The organism is Bacteroides mediterraneensis, assembly GCF_016900355.1.
In the GTDB taxonomy this organism is placed as follows: Bacteria; Bacteroidota; Bacteroidia; order Bacteroidales; family Bacteroidaceae; genus Phocaeicola.
Genome location: NZ_JACJKA010000014.1, coordinates 1 through 19,276, shown reverse-complemented (window position 1 = coordinate 19,276; position 19,276 = coordinate 1). Strand labels below are relative to the sequence as shown.

Below are 19,276 nucleotides of genomic sequence, written 5' to 3'. Positions count from 1 at the left end.
CCTAATGTTCCGAGGCGATTTTCCCCCTCTCTCGGGGCTCTTTCAGGCAGGTTTGGAGGAGTTTCAGTACTTTCCCGGCAGTACTAAAGTAAAATCGTTGGGCTTTCTTGTCGGTACGGAATGTTTATTCCTCGCTCACGGCTGTAAACACCGGGCAGAGTTGCTGACTTTCGGTCTCGAAGCCGTACCAGTAGCAGCGTCCTTCCTCGGGGGCGGGGAGCTTGCACAGGCGGAGGTCGTCACGGTAAGTGCCCGTGCAGACTGTCCAAGTATCGATTGGCGTGACGTGCTTCGTGCGTACCCGTTCGGCTGGTTCCTTCTTGAGCGACATGCCGGCTTCAATCCAGGCCCGACTCATGGCCGTCAGGAAATGCGGATAGTGTGCTTTGCAGAACTGATAGAGCAGGATACCCCGTCGTTCCAGTCCCATAGGCTGGTCGATGACCCCGATTTGAATCAGGTGGTTCAGGAAGCGCGTCAGGAAATCGGGCTCCTCCACAATCAGGCGGCGGGTGATTTCCTGCCAGGCCGATGCGTTGTAGAATCCGTCGAGCAGGCGCGAAAGCTGGCGGGCGGTCTGTAATTCATCGGGAGTGATTTCACGGGTCTTGAGCACCTCGTAGGGTGGCAGGGGAGCGTAGCAGATGCCCAGTTCTTTGGCCCGGCGCCGCATCTCTGTGCCTGGCAGCAGTTTCAGCGATTCCAATTGGATTTCTCCCGTACGGTACTCAGCCAGGGTACGTACGTCGTCGAAAATCTGCGACAAGTGATAGAGCGGCAGCCCCGCAATCAGGTCGGCGTGCGTCTCCATGTTGTCCAGTGAACAGAGGTAACGCAGTCCCTCCAAGGCATCGGACAGTTTCCCGGCCCGTCGGCTGACGGTGAGCACTTCCTCGTGTAGACTTTGGATGCCCGCCTCCAGGTGAAGCAGTCCCTTGGGCATGGAAGCCAGTTCCCGTTTCAGTTCCTCCGAAAGCAAGGCCGGATGGATTTCCAGGTGGAAACGCATGTCGGGAAACTCCCGGAAGAGGTCGAACAGCGCCTTGGCCCGGTGGCTCTGGTAGTTGAACGTGCGGTCGAGCACCCGGATGTTCCGGATACCCTTCTCGTGAATCAGTTGGACGCGGGCACGGATGGCCTCGATGGACAGCGTGCGTACTGGTTTTTCTCCTCCGCTCACACAGAATGCGCAGGTGTTGAAGCAGCCGCGGGTAGTCTCCAGTTGTACGAAGGGCTTGGTCCAGTTGAAGAATGGGCTTTGTTCGGGGTTGACCAGCTTGTCGAACGTCCTGACGCGCGACAGCCCGTTGTCGTGGTAGTGTCCTTCCGCATCCAAAAAGCAAAGCCCCGTGACCGCATCCCAGTCGTCCGGCTGTTGCCAGCGGGCGAGCCACTGCGGAAAAGTTTCTTCCCCTTCGCCTCGGAACACACAGTCGACAAAGCGGTTGGAACGCAGGAAGTCCTCGTTGGACCCTAAAAATTCCGGGCCGCCCAGTGCTACTACGCATTGCGGTAGCATGGCCTTCACCCGACTGAGCACGTGCATGAGCACCTCGTGGTTGAAGAGCCAGCAGGTAGCTGCCACGATGTCGGGCGCATGACGCACCACTTCCCCGGCCGTCATTCCCGGGTTTTCATTGATGGTAGCCGATACCACTCCCCACTCTAGGGAAGGGTCGTGCATCACTTGGGCATGCAGTGCCGGAAGTGCCAGTGAAGCATGCGCATACGAACTGTTCAGGTCGAGCCAGAGGATTTTCATGGGCAAAAAAGAATGAAATGAAAGATGCGTAAAAACAAAGGAAAAGGATTTGCAAACCGATGCGGAACCGGGCTGCAAATCCTTTATCGTATCAGACCCTCTCTTGTGCAGAGTGTCTGGTTGTATTTTTAAATCAGATACTGTGAGCTGATAGATTCGTTCGACATCACGCGGCGGATGGTTTCAGCAAACATGTCGGCGATAGACAGCTGTTTTACCTTTGCGCAACGCAGAGAGTAAGGAATACTGTCCGTAAACACGATTTCTTCCAGCTGAGAGTTCTGTACACGTTCAGAAGCAGGACCTGACATGACACAGTGAGAAGCGATGGCACGTACCGAACGGGCACCGGCTTCTTTCATGATGTCGGCAGCCTTGGTGATGGTACCGGCTGTATCCACCATGTCGTCAATCAGGATCACGTTCTTGTCTTTCACGTCACCGATAATCTGCATGGAAGCTACCACGTTGGCTTTTTCACGTGTCTTGTGACACAATACCAAAGGTACATCCAGGTATTTGGCGTAAGTGCTGGCACGCTTGGAACCACCCACGTCAGGCGTAGCGATAACCAAGTTTTCCAAGTTCAAAGACTGGATATAAGGAGCAAAAATAGTAGATGCATACAAGTGGTCTACCGGAATGTCGAAGAAACCCTGAATCTGGTCAGCGTGCAAGTCCATGGTAATCAGACGGTCGATACCTGCCACGCTCAGCAAGTCGGCAACCAGTTTCGCACCGATAGACACACGTGGTTTGTCCTTGCGGTCCTGACGAGCCCATCCGAAGTAAGGAACAACGGCAATGATGCTCTTGGCAGATGCACGCTTGGCAGCGTCAATCATCAGCAGGAGTTCCATCAGGTTGTCAGAGTTGGGGAAAGTGGACTGTACCAAGAATACATGCTGTCCACGAATGGATTCTTCATAAGAAACGGCAAATTCGCCGTCTGCGAAGTGAGTAATGTTCATGTTACCAAGTTCACAGCCCAAGCTGTTACAGATTTTTTCTGCAAGGTATCTCGAGTTTGTTCCGGAGAATACCTTAAAAGGTGATTTTGCGCTCATTGTAAAATAGATAATATTGCCTTATTTTCTGCAAAAGTACGCCATTTCTTTAAGCCGGACAAACGTTTCCGGCAGAAATTTCATCGGGAGGCTCAATCAGCCAGCCGTTTCAACTTCCTGAAATGAGCGATAAGTTCCTGATAATTGTAATCGGAAGCGGGGTTGAATTTGCCCCAAAGTCCCCCTAAAATGGCCGCGCCTCCGAAGCCGAAGTCTTTTACCTGGAGGAGATTATCCTCGTCTACACCTCCCAAGGCAATCACCCGCTTGTCGATGATTCCTTTGGCAGCTGCTTCCCGGATTTGCTCGGAAGTGAATCCTGCATGGTATCCTTCCTTGGAGATGCTGTCGAATATCGGACTGAGGAATACATAGTCGCACATCTTCTTGTCGGCAATGACCTCGTCGAAGGTGTGGCACGATGCGCTCACGTGTCCCGAATAGTTGTCGGGCACAATCGGATTGCGATGGCTCAGGTGGATGCCCTTGAGCTTGTATTCTTCTTTCAGGTAGAAGTAATCGTGTACGACAATACGTTTATGGTATTTTTCGGGAATGAGGGTGAGTAGACGTTCCGCGTAAACCGGTGCTGTGTCGGGCTTACGCAGGTGGAGAATGTCCAGTCCCTCGTCAAACAGAGTGGTGATTATCTTGTCCTCCTCTACGAAATAGGTAGGGGTTGTTATCAAAATTAACTTCATGCGATTACACAAATTGTGGCGCAAATTTAGTAACCTCTTTGTAATATTCCTAATGCCCGTGGATATTTATTTTCGTAGGGATTGTGAATCAATTGTTTATCAGAAGAAGATTACTAAAAGTAAGAGTAGGAGTAGGGCAATCACTCCCACATATAAGGTGATTTTGAGGGCCTGTTTCCGGTCAGCCTGTTCTTTTTCCTGTGTCCGTTTCTTTATTTCCTTCAGTTTCTCGACCGAAAGTGACGGAGGAATTTCCGTATGGCGGCATTCGCTCATTCGCCGGCGAGTTTCTTTCATGCGCTCCCGGCTGCGTTGGCGGAGTTCCCTGTTTTCCTTGTCCCTCCGCATCATGTCGTGGATGCATCCTAATGTTCCCATGGCGGTTGTTATTTTGTGATAAGATAGGCAATGAATAGCTGATAGCAGATACTTCCAAGTGTGTCATTGTTCGTAAATACATTCTCCTGCTGCCCAACTATGCGTCGGTGAGCGTGAGCAAGTCGCCCTATCAGATCCAGTGCTTCGTGGAGGAAGTGATGGCGGGCAAGGTAGACGATTTCTTCGACCGCCTGAAGACGATGTTCGCCGACATCCCCTATGAGCTGGCCCGCGACCGCGAGGTGCATTACCAGAACATCCTGTACATCATCTTCAAGCTGATGGGCTTCTACGTGCAGGTGGAATACCACACGAGCCGCGGTCGGATTGACCTGGTGCTCCAGACACAGGACTACGTGTATATCATGGAATTCAAACTGAACGGCAGCGCGGACGAGGCGCTGGTCCAGATTCGGGAGAAAGGCTATGCCGCTTCTTTTGCCAAGGACAGCCGCACGGTCTACCGGATTGGCGTGAACTTCAGTGACGAGCTGCGGAACATTCAGGAAGTGAAAGTAGAAGCGCGATGAGTTTTTCCCCATCTTTCGCATACAGATAGACCTTCTTTCCTTTCTGGAGGGTCAGGCATACGTTGTACCATCCATGGCGCACATTGAACCGAGTGGAGTCATAATGTACTGCTTGTATGATATCGTGTAAGACCAGCGTCTTCAGAAGAACGTGTGGAGTACGTATTTGCAGTATCTCCTTCCTTACGGCGTAATAAGTGCGACTGTGCATCCAGCTGACGAGAATTCCGCTCAGCATATAGGATGAATAAGGATACAGTAAGTCTGCTTCCTCCTTAGGGGATTGGGTGATTAGGTTCAGGAGGCAATAGAATATCAGTCCTCCGAGGAACCACCACAGGATGATGTAGCCTCCATACATCCATCTGTTTTTAAGTCTGAAATTTTCCATTTTATGTAAAGTGAGAAATATCATTTGTTGTATAATGACAAATATAAAAAAACAGACGGAAAAGTGCTCCAATGCCTGTCTTTTTATTGTAAAATTAGAGCTTTTTTTACTTCACGTGCTGACTGGGTTAAAATAGAAGACTTAATTTTATGTTGCACGAATGCTTAAAATCAAAACTATGCCCAATCTGATAGCCGGTATAGTTTATGCCAATAGCCATCCATTCTGTCAATCTCTAATCATATCCTGCCGAGACAGACAAGGCATATCGCATGTAGCTTTTCTTTTGAGCATACATTTGCAGGCTGCAAAACAATCATACAGCTTTTACATTGAGAAAAGTAAGAATGATTATAAGCCAAACTTATATCCCACGGAAAGCGTCAGCGTGTGATAGTTGGCGCCAATCACATCATTCTTGCCTTCTTTGCCCAAGGAAAGGTCATATTGCAGCTTGGCATACCAGTGATGGGTTTCAATGCCTATATTGGAGGATACACCCCAGTCAAAGCGGCGGGCCTCATCGTAAAGGTAGAGGTTATCATTTCCCCAAGCATCCTTCCCATGCACAAAACCGTCATAATACTGTTCATACATTCCCGGGAGACTTCCCTCTAGATAGTAAGGATTGCTGTCAAACTTGTTTTTCAGGCAGAAGGCCACGTAGGGGCCCACCCCGAAAAACAGTTTGGTGTCCTTGTTCAGGTTCCATCTGAACTGGGCCATCACCGGTATCTGCAGGAAATGCCTTGTCTGCGACACGTTCTCTATCCAAGTAGAGTTTTCATTGCTGTAGATTCCCCCGTTGGAAATGGAATATCCCCTGAAGGTGTAAAACAGACCCGATTCAATGCCGAAATGACGGGTCAGATTGAAATCGGCGGCTACCCCGACTTTGGCAGAAGGTCTCCATTCCTGTCCCCATCCGTATCTCTGTACGGCAGAAATACCTGCTTCGGGAGCCAATGTCACATTTTGTGCGTACACTCGCACACGCTTGCCATCAGCAGGCAAGCCAAAACTACTTTTTTCTTCATTGTCTTTCGTTCTAATTTATGTGTTACACGTTCCGTTTATGGTTGGATGATGTCTCTGATACCGTTATCATCTCGTGGCAAATATATAAACAATATTATTACAGTCATCATATTTTGTGCTTTTTTAAAACCACATCTACATTGTTTTGCAAATCGTTCGTTTCTTGTCACAGGTTCAATCGGCTGTATCTCTCTGGCCTCTGGATGTGGTGTGATGACTCTGACCGGTACCTGTGTACCGTTACCTGTGCTTTTCCCACAGATAAAAAAACGTGAAATTTTATGACCCTGATAATAATTATTATATTTGCAAAAACGTCCTGATATGAAGAATTACGATATTGACCGAATTTTAAGGCCCGCATTCAAATTGTTCTTGATGTATAATTACGAGAGTGTGTCGACGGCTAAACTTGAAGAAGAAACAGGTCTGACCAGAGGTGCTATTTTCTTTAAACATAAGAGCAAGGAAGCGCTGTTCAAGGCTGTGGTCGACAGGTATGTGTTGGAGTTCAAGCCGGGCTTTACGGAAGTGGACGACATGGACACCTTGAAAAGTTTTATTGATGCGTTTCTGGCAGATACCAGTAGACGAATGGACGAAATGTGCTTATTGGGAATACCCAATGTGCAAAGAGGCTATTTCAACCTGTTGTATCAAGCACTAAAATATTATCCGGAAGCAGACATTAAGATTCAAGCGATGTTTGGTGCAAGCTTAAAAATCTGGGAGGACATCCTACAAAAGGCAAAAGAATCCGGCGAAATCAAGCCGACTTGTGATGTGCATAAAACGGCATTGCAATTCAGGTATCTCTATTCTGGCATGGCTTTTGAAGATAGTTTCTCAAAAGGTTTGAATCTGGATTCGCTAAGAGATTTGTTTTATTCCCTGTATGACGAACTGAAAAATGAAAAGTAGGGTATGAGGGTGTCTCTCCCTGGAACAGATAAGTGGAAAACGCCTTGAAGGAGTGAGGATTTCTTCAAGGCGTTTTCTATGTTTCCTACAAGGAAAACGTATGTTTCCCAGCCGTAAAACGTACGTTTCTGCCTCGGGAAACATACGTTTCCGGGAAGAGAGACGTACACATCAGACGTACGTTCCCGGGAAAACGAAGAGGCGTCTGGCCAATTTCTTCCACAACTTTGAAAAACCGTTTCTTTTTCGTATCTTTCAGGACAAGATTTTCCTTATAGTCAGATGCGTATGAAAAAGATGGTGCTGTGTATCCTGCTGTGGCTCGCCGTGCTGCCGCTTAAGGCCACAGGGCAATCGGGCGATGTGATTCGCCTGGGAGGAGAAGAATGGGTCTTGATGGCAAAGCCCATAGCCTACGATTCCCTGCTGTGCAGGCGGATGGGAGATTTTCTTCCGGAAAATGTTAGTCGGTCCACGGGCAATTATAGCGGATATACCGCTTTCTGGGAGGTGCGTGACGGGTATCTTTGCCTGCAACGGGTAGAAGCAGAGGTTTATGAAGAGGTCGGCAAGAAGAAATCTACATGGGTGTATGAGGTGAAGGACTTGCAGCCGATTTTTGCGGCCTATTGTCGGGCGGGGACGATTCAAGCCCGCTGGTTCAGTGGGGAACTTCGGGCCGGGAAAGGTGATTTGGTGAGATACGTGCATGACGGGTTCGACCGTAACATGGAAACGGAGCAGGTACTGACCGTCCGGAACGGTAAAGTGCTGGAAATGCAGACTTATCACAATTACCGGAGAGCCGGATTGAATCTGATGAAGGCACAAGGGGAAATCGTGCGTCGGTTTCCTTGGGAGCGGTTTCCTGAATATCAGGGAGAACGGATTATTTTTTCGATAAGTAATTTTCAGATGACGGAAGACGGTCACTTCGTAGACTGTGACGTACGTCTCATTTATCTGCGTTCTTCGCGGGAAAAAATAGACGGCAAAAATCATCCGCTGGCCCTCGCTTTTAAAGAAACGCTGAAATCCATTTATCCGTGGGAGGTGCTTTTTATCAATGGAAAGTACACGGGTGAATATCGGAATTTTACTATGACTTTGCAGGAAGATATAACGCATGATAAGGATGATTCTGCAAAATACACGCTTGTCGGTCGGGTTTATGGTGAGTTCGTCCGTCAACGTCCTCCTTATGATGTGAAACATGAAGTGTTGGTTGGTTCCAATTTGAGCATGGCTGGACAACCGTTTCAGGGATGGTTGACAGATTCCACCGGCTGCTTCCAGATAAAGGGGCTGGAGGCCGGAACTTATCATCTGAAAGCGGAATATGTGGGACTGGCTCCTTGTGATACGGTAGTAACTCTCCCTTCGCAGCATAATGACACGTTGCGGATGGTGCTTCCTTTAGAGTATGATCATATTTTGAAATATGACTGTTCGCCGGAGCTGTCTAGAGAAAACATCCTCAAGGGACATCCCAAGCTGCGACTGGTGATACCGGAAGAACAGGAACAAAAAATCTGCACACACTTTTTCTGGAAGAAGTACGGCGTGAGTTATGACGCTTTTTATCTATTGAAGAAAGATGGGACACTGGACTGTTATCTGGGTGTTCCCAATCATCTGCTGACAGCTTATAATCTGGTGGTTTTTGATTATCTGGACAAGAAGTTTGGCACTTCATGGCGCAAGGAAGCTCCGAAAGGAATATTTGGGCTGGATAAATCTTTAGATGAATTTCGTGACTATAAATGGTTTGTCAGAACTTTACACAAGGAAGGCAAGTATCCGGTAAAGTTGTTGAACAAAGGAAAAGAGTGTCTGCTTCGCATCGAATATGCAGTGGACAGTAACGGATATGTCGTGCAACCGAAAATCATTTCTTGCAGCAACCGCTCGTTTCGGGAAACAACATTGGATACCTTTAAAAAGGTGATGAATGTCCCTACTTTATTGAAGGCGGGTAAAGATACACTTGCAGTTCAATATAAACTGGATTCTTCTTCTGCTGCTGTTAATCCGGAAACAGATGTACTGATTATTGGCTATTCGTCATGTGATAAGCCGGTGCTGATGAAATAGGTATTTTTAATCAAAATAGAATGTGTAGGACATGAAAAGTAAATATATTTTCTTCGTGGCAATGATGACAATATGCGGACTGGGATGCAATCGTACGGCATCGGAAAAGCAGGTTATGCAGATTGGACCTGCCGATGCACAATGCCTGAACTGTGATACGTTAGGGAATACTATGCGGATGAATATGATACAGAACCATTATCCGCTTGATACGAAGAATGTATATGCTATCCTATTGAATCCTAAGCGTAAGTCGCTGATTTTTGGCGGTGACTGGACATTGCAGAAGTGGGAAAACGGTTCGTGGATAGGTGCGGAAATGAATGGAATGTATGGCTTTGGAGATGTAGGTATGCAGTTAAACTTTGCTCCTGATTATTATTGTTTTAGTTATCCTGTCAGTTGCTATGGAATTACATCCGGAAAATATCGGATTATTCAATCATTTCATGACGGGAGGGAAGAAATTACAGTAAGTGCCGAGTTCTGGATAGACAAATAACGGAAAATTGTTTCACGGAAAAATCGATAATACAATGAGAAGAAAAGGACTATATTTACCGGCTTGCGTTTTCTTGCTGATGGTAGGCTGCATCAGTAATGCGGAACAAAAGAAAGCGGAAGCCTCAGAAGTCGTACCTTATGTGCCTGTTCCTAACCAGGCTGAAGGTCATAAAGTTATTGATGCCTTGAGTAAGGCTTACGGTGATGATCCGAACAGCATCGGAGATTTTATCGGGAGTCCCCGTTGTCCGGATTTTCTAGAGGGACATTATTTTGACGGAAACACACTGGTCCTTCAGGTACGGGGTGATACGCTGCGGGCACGGAAGATACTGGAAGAGGTGTCGAGAAGCAAGGCTTTCCGTATCGAAATGATGACCGACAGTATTTTCTCAGAAAAACAGCTTAAAGATTTATTGGATGAACTGAACAGACGGTATAATGCTTTGCCGGAAGGTAAATTGAAAGCTAATATGATGATGTGGGGAAGTACGCTCCATTTCATTGAAGTGACCTTTATCCGTAACACTCCGGAAGCCCGTGCGGAATTCCGCAGGTTGCTGATGGATTCGCCTGCCATTCGTTTCTCGGGTCCGGAAGAGCCCGTTCGGAATAATGTCACTGGTGTGTCCGAAGCGCACGGTATTTGCCTGTATCCGGAATACACTGTTTATGCTGATACGGCTTCCACTGCTTCATTCATTCTCATGAACGGAAGTAATGAGGCGATTACTTGTGGAGAGCATTATTTCATTACTTACGAAGGGAAAGATGGTCAATGGTATGAACTGCCTATTAATACATTTGCAGTGGATATTGCCTATTATGTTACTCCTGGTTCATCACGTCAGTTTGTTGCGAGATTGTATCCAGAAGTCAATGGGAATGCATCGGGACGCTACCGCTTCTTCTATGAGGTGTCTTTTGAGTCAAGAGAAAAAATCCGGATGATGGCAGAATTTCGTCTGACGAACAATTACGGGAATTCCAAACGGGCTGAAAAAACTCCGATACCGAAAATGACTGGTGGAAATTATGTGGAGGCTCCAAAGGAAGATGAGCAAACAGTTTATCAGGTAGTGGAGGAGATGCCGGAGTTTCCTGGTGGTATGCCTGCCTTAATGGAGTTTATCCGGAAAAACCTACGGCATGACAAGGCTGAAAAGAAGGAGCGCATCATCATTCAAATAGTAGTAGATAAGAAGGGAAATGCCACCAACCCTGTGGTGTTACGGAGTACAAATCCGGCGTTGGATGAAGAAGCCTTGCGCATCGTCAGTCTGATGCCGAAATGGAAACCGGGCAGACAAGCCGGGAAGAACCGGAATGTAAAGTTTGCTTTTCCTGTGGCGTTTAAACCTTCTGTGCAGAATACAAATTAATTATCCCAATAGCGTATGAAAACAAATGCATTTTTTCAATTGTTTGTGGCGGTGGTCTGTGTGATGTGTGTTGGTTGTACAGGCAAGCGTAAGGCACAACCGGTAGATGTTCTGGCAAAGGAGACTCCTCCAGCAGTACAGAGTCCGGAAGTAACGGATGACACGCTTGCAGCAGAGGAGCCGGATACGGAAACTTCGACAGACACTCCGCCTCAACCGGTGGCGATGGTACTGGAACCGGTGGCTCGGGATATTCCTGCCGGCCGTCCTCTTTCTGCAGATTCGCTTTCTATGCGTACGGAATATGATTATTATCCTGTAGCGACTTCCAAGGTCAAGGTCATCATTACCAGTCGTGCGAACCGGGAATATGACAGTGGGGAAAGGTATAGTCTGGTATATTACAACGAAGCACTAAAGCAATGGGAACCTCAGCCTACCAGTCCGATAATCAACGATGTATTGTGGGTGTTTACGCCCGATTATCCTACACACCGGCAGACCATTCACTTCTATACGGACAAGAACCGCCCCGGTAGGTATCGCATTTACAAATCATTCAACCGGAATACACGTACGGCATACGCAGAGTTTGAACTTATATCCAAGGCTCAGCATCGGAAACTGCTCGACAAAATTAGCCGATACGGAGAGAAGCATCCCAAGGACCGTGTCATAGAAAACCTGAATTCTGGGGGATTCCATGACAATGACACGTTGTATATGTCGTGGATGGTGAACTCGGAGGCATTGCAGAAAGAGTTCCGGCAGAAGGTGCTGAATTATGCGGCAATCGTGGTGAACGACGGGAAAGAGGATGCAGCTACTTATTTCACCCAACCGATGTGTACGGATACTTTCGGCATCAAGATGTACACGGAGAAGGCGGTGTATCCGCCAAATACGGAATCCGTGGCAGTGAGAATCGTGAACCGGAGCGGCCGGAGCATCTCAATGGGGTCGCCGTACTGGGTGCTTCGGAAGGAAGGGGAAAAATGGTTGTTTTTGCCTGGAGCAACGGTTTGGACACTTGAAGAACGTTTTCTTCCATCCAATAAGATTTATCCCTTTTCTGCCAGTTTGTATCCGTCACTTCGTATGCTTATGCCCGGCGTCTATCGTGTGGTGAAGGAAATGGATATCGGGGATAATTATCACGACTGGTATTTTGCTGCGGAATTTCGGATTGGCCACAAGGTGGAAGAGCGGGATGCTGCGGACAAGGAGCCTTCTTCAAAGCCTTTGCAGGAAGTGGCTGAGGAAAAGGATATGGATATTGCGTATGACGTGGTAGAGGAGATGCCGGAGTTTCCCGGGGGCATGTCGGCCTTGATGGATTTTATTCGGAAGAACCTGAACTATGACAAATCGCTTGTGCCTGAAACGGTTGTAATTCCTCGGGTCATCGTGCAGTTTGTGATAGATGAAGAAGGAAACATTATTCATCCGGTGGTGTTGCGGGGACTGAGTCCGGCATTGGACGAAGAGGCCCTTCGAGTAGTGAAACTGATGCCGAAATGGAAACCGGGGCGGCAGAGTGGAAAACCGGAGAAAGTGAGGTATGCCATTCCGGTTACTTTCGAGCGTGCCGCCAAGGTTCCTTGATTCTATTGGAGTGATTCAGGAAAATAAGTTCATCAAAATAATTATTTCCCTTTCACAAAGTTGTTGCTTAAGCGATTTTTTGTATCTTTACGGTTGTAATCAAAACAAATGCCTATGAAAATGAAACCGTTATTGTGGAGTCTGGTGGTCACTGCCGTAGTGTGCGGACTCAGTCTGTTCGTTACACAATGGACAGGCCTTGCCGATGATTGGTGTACCATGGTGAGCGTGTTCCTTGGCATCGTATTGGGGAGCAGTTGCAACCGGTGGTTACAGCGTGCAGCTCATTGAAAAATTCTCAGGCAAGCGGAATACTTACCTGAGAATTTTCTTTTTTCATCGGATAATCCCCGTATCCTTGTCTTTCAGCTGAATGGAGCGTTCGACGTCGCGGAACTTGCGTCCTCTGGTCAGGCGCCACGTCACGGTCAGGTTGACGAGGTTGCAGGCATCGCCGCTGTAGAGGGCAGTGTGCTTCTGGAGGTTCCGGTTCAGGATTTCCGATTCAAACAGCTTGTATTTGTGCTGGAAGGGCTCTTGCCAGATCAGGGCGAACTGCCAGTCCTTGTAGCTGTAGGCGGCCTTCAGGGTGATGTCGCTTCCGCTGTATCCCTTGGTTTCTCCTTCCAGGAAGCGGGAACCGTTGTCGGCGTAGGCATGGAGGGAGAGGTTGCCCAGGTAGGCGTTGACGGCCCCCGTGACAAAGTAGGACGTGTAGCAGTGCGTGTAGTCCTGGCCGAAGTTGAAGCAGCGGAACAGTCCCCCGTAGGCCGTGACGGAGAGCTTTTCCGGCATCAGCCAGTAACTTGCGTAGGCCATGGCGTTCAGCACGTCAATCTCCTTCTGGTTGCGCTGGGTGTAGATGAACCGGTCGTCGGCCGTGCGTTCATACACCGCCATGTTGGGACGAAGGCATTGCTTGTAGAAACCTTCCAGACTGGTTTGCAGACGGTTGTTGGTGTACGTCAGCCGCAGGAGGTGATACATCTCCCGGTTGGGCTTGAGGTCGGGACTGCCCACGGTCCACTCCATGCGGTTGTTGCGGATGGAGGCGTCGCTGATCATAGCCACCCGTGAGGTGCGTTCGCTCATCTGGAAATTGTAGCTCAGCTGCAGGGCGTGGGTGAAGTTGTAGCTCAGGGCCGCTTTCGGGCAGAAACTCCAGTAGTCGTACGAATGGGACTGCTGGCGATAGTGCAGGTAGCTGCCCCCGATGCCTGCCGAATAGCGGAGGTTGCCCCACAGTCCCTTGATTTCGGAGAACAGGTACACGCGGTTGTTGTGGATAGAGGTGGCAGCCGAGACGTCGCCCGTATATTCATTGTTCGTGTATTTCTGGCTGTAGTTGAGGCCGGCCGACAGGGTGAAGGGCTTCAACCGGTTTTCGTAGATGGCCTCGCTCAGGAGGGAGTAGGTGCGTCCGTCCACGTCGTAACGGTAGGGAGAACCCTCGTCGTAGCTGTCCGAGGAACGGGTGCTGATGTATGTGCCCACGGCGTTGAGGGTGAGCGACTGCCGGGGGGTGAACTGCTGGAAGTAGTAGAGGTCGAGCACCGGACTCCCGCTCCGGCTCTGCTGCTGTTCGAGGGCCGTGTAGGTCTGCTTCCCGTCCACAATCTGCTTCTGATTGAAATTGTTTGGCACGTGACTGAAGTCGCCGCTCAGTGAAGCCTGAAACACATAGCGGGTGGAGTCGGCCAGGTTGTAGGTCAGCTTCAGCTGGTTGTTCAGGCTCTGGTTGCGCGAGGCGAGGTCGTTGCGCTGGATGGTATAGACCGACCCGTCGTTCAGGTGGTAGTGGGCGGTTTCCTCCGTCCGCAGGTCGCTGTAGTTCTGGTAACCGATGCTGTAGTTCAATGACAGCTCACTCTTTCCCGTGTTCCATTTGCCATACACCGTGTAGTCGCCCTGGAGGGTCGTCAGCGCCTGGGTGAACGAGGTGCCCAGCGTGTATCCGTTGTCCGCCCGTCGGGTGGTGATTTCGATGACGTAGGCAATGCCGTCGCCGTAGCGCACGCCGGGGTTGTCGATGAAATGGATGGTACGGATGCTCTTCGGGTCGAGCGAAAGCATCTCCGCCTTGTCCACGATGATGCCGTTGATGCGGATTTGTACGCTTCCCCGCTGGTCGATGGCCGAGATGGTGTGTCCCACCTCATCCACACGGATATTCGGAAGGGTGAGTTGCTGGAGCAGGCTGTAGCCCGAGCGGGAAGAAGTCTTCTGCTGTTCGGAGGGATAGAGCAGCATTCCGTCGGTCTTCTTGATAATCCGGTCGGCCTTGACCTCCACCTCGCCCAGTTCCACGGTGGGTTCCACCTCTTGCGCGAGGGCGGGGAGGGTCAGCAGCAGAAGGAAGAGGATGGCCCTGAATCGGGAGGCGGTGGACCGGAAACTCCCGGTCGGTCGGGACTGTTTATGGGTGGTCCCGCATGTTGTTTGAGACTTTGTGGGGAGCATTGAAGCCCGACATGAGGACTTATGGCCCGACTCATGCAGTGTGCGATGGGTAAGGAAGGTTCCCTCCTTTTTCAGGCAGAGGGTGTGCATCAGCGGAAGCCGGCTTCCGGCTCCCTGCTGGAAAAGTAATCTGAGTGTTTGCATTTGTTCCTGTGTGTAAAATTCAGGAACAAAAGTAGGGGGCTGTCGCGAAGGCGTCAAAAACCGACGCTGACATTTGCCTGACAATTCGCTGTCAGTCTTTCATCTCGTTGATTTCCAGTGAATAGTTCCGCCCTCTGTCGGCTACGATTTTCAGTCGCGTATGCTCCTCCACGATGGGTTTCAGGCGGCGGATAAGGGTGTAGAGCGTGTCGTTGGCATCGTCTTTCTTGGGCCAGAGCACGGCACAGATTTCCTCTTTCGTGAGCGAGTGGGAGGGAGCCTGCCAGAAAAGCCGCATCAGTTGCTGCTGCATGGGCGTGAAACGGATGGGCGTATGGTCGGCTGCGTAGAAACGGTCGTCTGCATCCGAGTAAGTCAGTCCCCCGAAGTCTGGGGCGGATTGTGTGCCCCCTCCGGCCGATAGTACGCTCCCTTCGGCAGGTTGCAGCATCGGGTTCTCCTTTTCCCGCTTCCGCAAGTACAGCATCGAGCCGATGGCCCAAAGCAAAGCTGCTGCCATCAGTCCGCCGGGCAAGCGCTGGTCGGACATGCCGAATACGGCCGCTGCCGACAGTCGGGTGTAACCTTTCAGGGCCAGCGTTTCGCCCGCCCGTCCGTTACGGACCACCAGTGTGTCACTACAGATGGTCTGTCCGTCCATCGAGCTGCCCCGGTAGTCGCCGTCCATCACGTCGAAGGTGAGGAAAGCCGCCTGTTTCAGTCGCGGGTTCTTCAGGTGGCGACAGAAACGTTCGTCGGACACGGCGATGAGCACCTGTCCGCCTGATGTCTGCCGGAGCTGTTTGTACGCCCGTATCGTATCCTGTGTCACAATCGGGTCTTTCTTTTCCAGTAAGGTCTGGGCCAGCGCCTGGTTCAGATCGGCGGTTATCTCGTCTCTTGTCACGCGGTAGTTGTGACGCCCGGCCAGCAAGGAAGTCAGCATCAGCGTCAGAAACACCGTGACGGGTAGTAGTCTGCGGTTCATAGCGCAATCGGGTTTGGTTTCTGCAAATGTAGTGAATTCTGTGGTTCTTCTTTGTGTCGGATTAAAATATTTATTATTTGTAATCCGTCTTGCTCCGGTATTCATTCGGAGTCATTCCGGTGGCCTTCTTGAACACACGGGTGAAATGCTGCGGGTACTGGAAGCCCAGCTGATAGGCAATCTGGCTGATGGATTCAGAGGGAAGAAGCAGCTGTTCTTTGGCGATGCCGATGATTTTGTCTTGTATGTACTCCAAGGCGGTCTTGCCCGTTTCCTTCTTGATGAGGTCGCCGAAATAATTGGGCGACAGGCAGAGTTCGGCGGCACAGTATTTCACGCTGGGCAATCCTTTCAGTGCAGCATTTTCGCCCGTGAAATACCGGTCCAGGAAGGTCTCGAAACGGGTCAGGATGTCGCGATGGGCATCCTGCCGGGTGATGAACTGCCGTTCGTAGAAGCGCAGGCAATAGTTGAGCAACAGTTCGATGTGGTTGGTGATGAGCCGTTTGCTCATCCGGTCGATTGCATGATGCAGTTCCTCCTGAATGTTCAGCAGGCAGTCGATGAAGATGTGGCGCTCCCGTTCCGAGAGATGCAAGGCTTCGTTCACCTCGTACGAGAAGAACGTGTATTCCTTGATGGTACGTCCGAGGTGGGTGCCGCGAATCAGGTCGGGATGGAAGCACAGCGCATAGCCTTTCGGCTGGAATGTTTCGCCCGTATCTTCTATGCCGATGACCTGTCCCGGTGCAAGGCAGACCACCGACCCTTTCTGGTAATCGTATCGCTGGCGGCCGTAAATCAGGTCGCAGTTCTTCTCGTCTTTCAGGAAGACCACGTAGAAGCTGAACGTGTGGCGTAGGTGGTGCATCGGTCTGGCCTTCGAAAGGTCGATCACGCTGACCAGCGGATGTAGGGTTTCTACGCCGAGCATGTCGTCGTACTCCGTGACGGTTTCAATGTTCAATAAGGAGATTTTCATCGGTTTGTATGTTTCTGACGGCAAAAGTACGAAAGGATTCCGGTTTCTGGTCCCTGCCGCTCGTGAAATCTGTGTTTTCATGCAGTAAATCTGTGTTTTGTATCCCTACGGATAATACGGTAGGGATTACTTTTGCAGTGACAATTAACCGATAAACAGAATTGAGTTATGACACAGGAAATGGAAAGCCGTATGGCTTTGAAAGATTTGGTAGACCGTTATGCGACGGAATCGGACAAGAACAATCAGGATTACTATCGTAACCTGTTCCGTCCGGATGTGAAGCTGAAAGTGTATATGGGAGACAAGCAGATTATGGATATCCACAATGTGGAAGATATGATTGCACAATACAAGGCATTCGGGGCGGCCAAGGCTTCGTTCCATCAGAACGGCCAGCAGGTGGTGGACTTTACCGACGATGCGCATGCCACGGGCATCTGTTATGCCATTGCTACGCTTGTGACGGAAGTGGATGGAAACGACCGGCTGACGATGTATGCCGTACGTTATTATGATAAATATGTGAAGGTGGACGGCCGCTGGTGGATTGCTGAGCGGGAACAGCATTTTGTGTATGCAGCTGTTCCTCCATTGGCTTGACTGATACAAACAGAGTAAAGATGAAAAAGATTTTTTTAGTTGTTTGGATGGGATTTTGTGCTATTGCGGGAGTGCAGGCGCAGGAACAACATGACGGCTTGCCCGGCGTACCGCAGACAGAAGCATATGTGGTGACACCCGTTGATACGACCAGCGGGGTGGCCGTCCGCAAGGTCTCTTTTTTACGCAGTAACCAGATTGTGCTGGTGGGCAATTTGTTCTTGCCAAAGAACTTCGATGGTTCGCAGCGCTATCCGGCTATTCTCAGTATTCATCCTGCGGGAAGTGTGAAGGAACAATCGGCCGGACTGTATGCGTACCGGTTAGCGGAGAACGGCTTTGTGACTCTGGCTTTCGATGCGGCCTATGCCGGTGAAAGTGGGGGAACGCCTCATTGGTCTGAAGCACCTTATGAGCGTGTGGAAGATATTCGCTATGCCGTGGATTACCTGGTGACTCTTCCGTTTGTGGATGAGCATCGTATCGGAGCGTTGGGCTTGTGCGCCGGAGGAGGATATGTCATTGCTACGGCTCCAACCGAGCGTCGTATCCGTGCCGTAGCCGGAGTGAGTGCGGCCGATATCGGTGCAGCCAACCGGGAAAGCTGGCTGCGTGGTCGGACGGTGGAAGAACAGATAAAGTTGCTGGAAGACGTATCGGCACAACGTACTCGTGAAGCACGGGGTGCGGAACTGATGAAGGTGTATATGTGTCCTGAACCGACCGAAGAAACGGCCCCTTCTTTCCGTGAGGGATATGAGTATTACCGTACTTCCCGTGCCTGGCATCCTCGGGCCGATAACTTCTACCTGCGCAGGAGTCAGGCAACCAAGATGGCTTTTTCTGCCATCGAAAACAGTTATCTACTGACACAACCCGTCTTGCTGGTGGTAGGAGATAAGGCTGATTCCGAATGGCAGACAACACGTTTTTATCAGGCTTTGCCGGGAAAAGACAAGGAAGTGTTTGTCGTTGCAGGTTATTCGCATATCGACCTTTATGACAAGCCGGGAGCGGTTGGTCCGGCAGTGCAGAAACTGACGGATTTCTTTAAACGGGCCTTGCAATAAAATGATGGATATCTCAAAAAAGCAGATTATGAATACTAAGAAAATTCTTGTGGCGTTCTTTTCCCGGGCGGGAGAGAACTATGCAGTAGGATACATTGAAAAGGGAAATACTCACATCCTTGCTGAAATGATAGCTGCTAAAACGGGTGGCACTCTTTTCCATATAGAACCGGTACGGCCTTATCCGGAAGATTATACGGAATGTATAAAGGTGGCAAAAACAGAACTTCACAACCAGGCTCGTCCGGCCGTGAAGGGAGATGTGGCGGTAGAAGACTATGAGATTATCTTCATTGGCTATCCTAACTGGTGGGGAGATATGCCGATGGCTGTCTATACGTTCATTGAGCGGCATGGCTGGAAGGACAAAACGGTCATCCCTTTCTGCACGCACGAAGGAAGCGGACTTTCGGGGACAGCGCGCAGGTTGCAGCAGGCTTGCCAGGGGGCTACCCTATTGGAAGGGCTGACCGTGCGAGGGTCTGTGGCACAGAACTCGCCTGAACAGGCACGGAAGAGAGTGGAACACTAGACTTTATATAGATTAATTTATTATATGACTCATTTTGTGCGTGATTCTGAAGTTGTGTAATCCACAAGCAATAAGAATCACCATATCTTCGAAACCGAATTTATGGCATCTGAATCGTTCTTTA

At 49.8% G+C, this 19,276-nt stretch carries 18 protein-coding genes and 1 pseudogene; 10 read left to right on the top strand and 9 right to left on the bottom strand.

Translation table 11 applies throughout. The features are described 5' to 3' along the window. Window positions 1-124: 124 nt before the first annotated feature. The 4 genes from H6A28_RS08790 to H6A28_RS08775 form a co-directional block, all read right to left on the bottom strand. A complete protein-coding gene (locus H6A28_RS08790; RefSeq protein ID WP_204479840.1) occupies window positions 125-1,762 on the bottom strand; it encodes a B12-binding domain-containing radical SAM protein in 1,638 nt (545 codons plus the stop codon). Between the two features lie 128 nt (window positions 1,763-1,890). Then, window positions 1,891-2,829 carry a ribose-phosphate pyrophosphokinase gene (locus H6A28_RS08785; protein ID WP_072542284.1) on the bottom strand — a complete coding sequence of 313 codons (939 nt, stop codon included), beginning with the start codon at window positions 2,827-2,829 and terminating at the stop codon, window positions 1,891-1,893. 92 nt (window positions 2,830-2,921) lie between these two features. After that, complete coding sequence (locus H6A28_RS08780; protein WP_204477467.1) at window positions 2,922-3,530, bottom strand: thiamine phosphate synthase; 609 nt, start codon at window positions 3,528-3,530, stop codon at window positions 2,922-2,924. A gap of 99 nt (window positions 3,531-3,629) precedes the next feature. Continuing rightward, window positions 3,630-3,908: a hypothetical protein gene (locus H6A28_RS08775; protein WP_204479838.1), complete on the bottom strand. Its 279-nt coding sequence runs from the start codon at window positions 3,906-3,908 to the stop codon at window positions 3,630-3,632. An 86-nt stretch (window positions 3,909-3,994) separates the two neighbouring features. Here H6A28_RS08775 and H6A28_RS08770 point away from each other — a divergent pair. Beyond that, a pseudogene (locus H6A28_RS08770) lies at window positions 3,995-4,438 on the top strand (PD-(D/E)XK nuclease domain-containing protein); the annotation flags it as partial. Here H6A28_RS08770 and H6A28_RS08765 read toward each other — a convergent pair. Next, entirely contained in the window at window positions 4,389-4,829 is a 441-nt protein-coding gene (locus H6A28_RS08765; RefSeq protein WP_204479836.1) for a hypothetical protein, read from the bottom strand. The pseudogene H6A28_RS08770 and the gene H6A28_RS08765 overlap by 50 nt on opposite strands. A 351-nt stretch (window positions 4,830-5,180) precedes the next feature. Further along, window positions 5,181-5,843, bottom strand: coding sequence for a porin family protein (locus H6A28_RS08760; protein WP_239465318.1), 663 nt, complete (start codon window positions 5,841-5,843; stop codon window positions 5,181-5,183). Between the two features lie 348 nt (window positions 5,844-6,191). Here H6A28_RS08760 and H6A28_RS08755 point away from each other — a divergent pair, with 348 nt between their 5' ends. From H6A28_RS08755 to H6A28_RS08730, 6 genes are all read left to right on the top strand, one after another. Beyond that, window positions 6,192-6,788, top strand: a complete 597-nt coding sequence (locus H6A28_RS08755) for a TetR/AcrR family transcriptional regulator (RefSeq protein ID WP_204479834.1) — start codon at window positions 6,192-6,194, stop codon at window positions 6,786-6,788. A 288-nt stretch (window positions 6,789-7,076) separates the two neighbouring features. After that, on the top strand, window positions 7,077-8,882 hold the full coding sequence (locus H6A28_RS08750; protein ID WP_204479832.1) for a carboxypeptidase regulatory-like domain-containing protein: 1,806 nt from the start codon (window positions 7,077-7,079) through the stop codon (window positions 8,880-8,882). Between the two features lie 31 nt (window positions 8,883-8,913). Then, window positions 8,914-9,384, top strand: coding sequence for an immunoglobulin-like domain-containing protein (locus tag H6A28_RS08745; protein ID WP_204479830.1), 471 nt, complete (start codon window positions 8,914-8,916; stop codon window positions 9,382-9,384). A gap of 34 nt (window positions 9,385-9,418) precedes the next feature. Further along, the gene (locus H6A28_RS08740) at window positions 9,419-10,768 is read left to right on the top strand and encodes an energy transducer TonB (RefSeq protein ID WP_204479828.1); all 1,350 of its coding nucleotides are present in this window, start codon (window positions 9,419-9,421) and stop codon (window positions 10,766-10,768) included. Window positions 10,769-10,783: 15 nt separating this feature from the next. Continuing rightward, window positions 10,784-12,373, top strand: a complete 1,590-nt coding sequence (locus H6A28_RS08735; RefSeq protein WP_204479827.1) for an energy transducer TonB — start codon at window positions 10,784-10,786, stop codon at window positions 12,371-12,373. A gap of 114 nt (window positions 12,374-12,487) precedes the next feature. After that, a complete protein-coding gene (locus tag H6A28_RS08730; protein ID WP_204479825.1) occupies window positions 12,488-12,664 on the top strand; it encodes a hypothetical protein in 177 nt (58 codons plus the stop codon). Between the two features lie 45 nt (window positions 12,665-12,709). Here the strand turns inward: H6A28_RS08730 and H6A28_RS08725 are convergent, their stop codons facing one another. From H6A28_RS08725 to H6A28_RS08715, 3 genes are all read right to left on the bottom strand, one after another. Then, on the bottom strand, window positions 12,710-14,977 hold the full coding sequence (locus tag H6A28_RS08725; protein ID WP_239465317.1) for a TonB-dependent receptor: 2,268 nt from the start codon (window positions 14,975-14,977) through the stop codon (window positions 12,710-12,712). A gap of 91 nt (window positions 14,978-15,068) precedes the next feature. Further along, the gene (locus H6A28_RS08720; protein WP_204479823.1) at window positions 15,069-15,965 is read right to left on the bottom strand and encodes a helix-turn-helix domain-containing protein; all 897 of its coding nucleotides are present in this window, start codon (window positions 15,963-15,965) and stop codon (window positions 15,069-15,071) included. Between the two features lie 73 nt (window positions 15,966-16,038). After that, entirely contained in the window at window positions 16,039-16,947 is a 909-nt protein-coding gene (locus H6A28_RS08715; RefSeq protein WP_204479822.1) for a helix-turn-helix domain-containing protein, read from the bottom strand. Window positions 16,948-17,115: 168 nt separating this feature from the next. Between H6A28_RS08715 and H6A28_RS08710 the strand changes: the two genes are divergently transcribed. Genes H6A28_RS08710 through H6A28_RS08700 form a run of 3 tightly spaced genes read left to right on the top strand, consistent with a single transcriptional unit; the run spans window position 17,116 to window position 19,152 of the window. After that, the gene (locus tag H6A28_RS08710; protein WP_204476455.1) at window positions 17,116-17,550 is read left to right on the top strand and encodes a nuclear transport factor 2 family protein; all 435 of its coding nucleotides are present in this window, start codon (window positions 17,116-17,118) and stop codon (window positions 17,548-17,550) included. 20 nt (window positions 17,551-17,570) lie between these two features. After that, a complete protein-coding gene (locus tag H6A28_RS08705) occupies window positions 17,571-18,620 on the top strand; it encodes an alpha/beta hydrolase (RefSeq protein WP_204476454.1) in 1,050 nt (349 codons plus the stop codon). 28 nt (window positions 18,621-18,648) lie between these two features. Beyond that, the gene (locus H6A28_RS08700; protein ID WP_239465316.1) at window positions 18,649-19,152 is read left to right on the top strand and encodes a flavodoxin; all 504 of its coding nucleotides are present in this window, start codon (window positions 18,649-18,651) and stop codon (window positions 19,150-19,152) included. Window positions 19,153-19,276: the final 124 nt, after the last annotated feature.

Bases quoted from the DNA above. Each gene is read 5' to 3' on its own strand.
- H6A28_RS08755 (WP_204479834.1), top strand. From the start codon at position 6,192: ATGAAGAATTACGATATTGACCGAATTTTAAGGCCCGCATTCAAATTG.
- H6A28_RS08790 (WP_204479840.1), bottom strand. From the start codon at position 1,762: ATGAAAATCCTCTGGCTCGACCTGAACAGTTCGTATGCGCATGCTTCA.
- H6A28_RS08715 (WP_204479822.1), bottom strand. From the start codon at position 16,947: ATGAAAATCTCCTTATTGAACATTGAAACCGTCACGGAGTACGACGAC.
- H6A28_RS08740 (WP_204479828.1), top strand. From the start codon at position 9,419: ATGAGAAGAAAAGGACTATATTTACCGGCTTGCGTTTTCTTGCTGATG.
- H6A28_RS08735 (WP_204479827.1), top strand. From the start codon at position 10,784: ATGAAAACAAATGCATTTTTTCAATTGTTTGTGGCGGTGGTCTGTGTG.
- H6A28_RS08700 (WP_239465316.1), top strand. From the start codon at position 18,649: ATGAATACTAAGAAAATTCTTGTGGCGTTCTTTTCCCGGGCGGGAGAG.
- H6A28_RS08730 (WP_204479825.1), top strand. From the start codon at position 12,488: ATGAAAATGAAACCGTTATTGTGGAGTCTGGTGGTCACTGCCGTAGTG.
- H6A28_RS08750 (WP_204479832.1), top strand. From the start codon at position 7,077: ATGAAAAAGATGGTGCTGTGTATCCTGCTGTGGCTCGCCGTGCTGCCG.
- H6A28_RS08785 (WP_072542284.1), bottom strand. From the start codon at position 2,829: ATGAGCGCAAAATCACCTTTTAAGGTATTCTCCGGAACAAACTCGAGA.
- H6A28_RS08765 (WP_204479836.1), bottom strand. From the start codon at position 4,829: ATGGAAAATTTCAGACTTAAAAACAGATGGATGTATGGAGGCTACATC.
- H6A28_RS08775 (WP_204479838.1), bottom strand. From the start codon at position 3,908: ATGGGAACATTAGGATGCATCCACGACATGATGCGGAGGGACAAGGAA.
- H6A28_RS08705 (WP_204476454.1), top strand. From the start codon at position 17,571: ATGAAAAAGATTTTTTTAGTTGTTTGGATGGGATTTTGTGCTATTGCG.
- H6A28_RS08745 (WP_204479830.1), top strand. From the start codon at position 8,914: ATGAAAAGTAAATATATTTTCTTCGTGGCAATGATGACAATATGCGGA.
- H6A28_RS08710 (WP_204476455.1), top strand. From the start codon at position 17,116: ATGACACAGGAAATGGAAAGCCGTATGGCTTTGAAAGATTTGGTAGAC.
- H6A28_RS08720 (WP_204479823.1), bottom strand. From the start codon at position 15,965: ATGAACCGCAGACTACTACCCGTCACGGTGTTTCTGACGCTGATGCTG.
- H6A28_RS08780 (WP_204477467.1), bottom strand. From the start codon at position 3,530: ATGAAGTTAATTTTGATAACAACCCCTACCTATTTCGTAGAGGAGGAC.
- H6A28_RS08725 (WP_239465317.1), bottom strand. From the start codon at position 14,977: ATGCAAACACTCAGATTACTTTTCCAGCAGGGAGCCGGAAGCCGGCTT.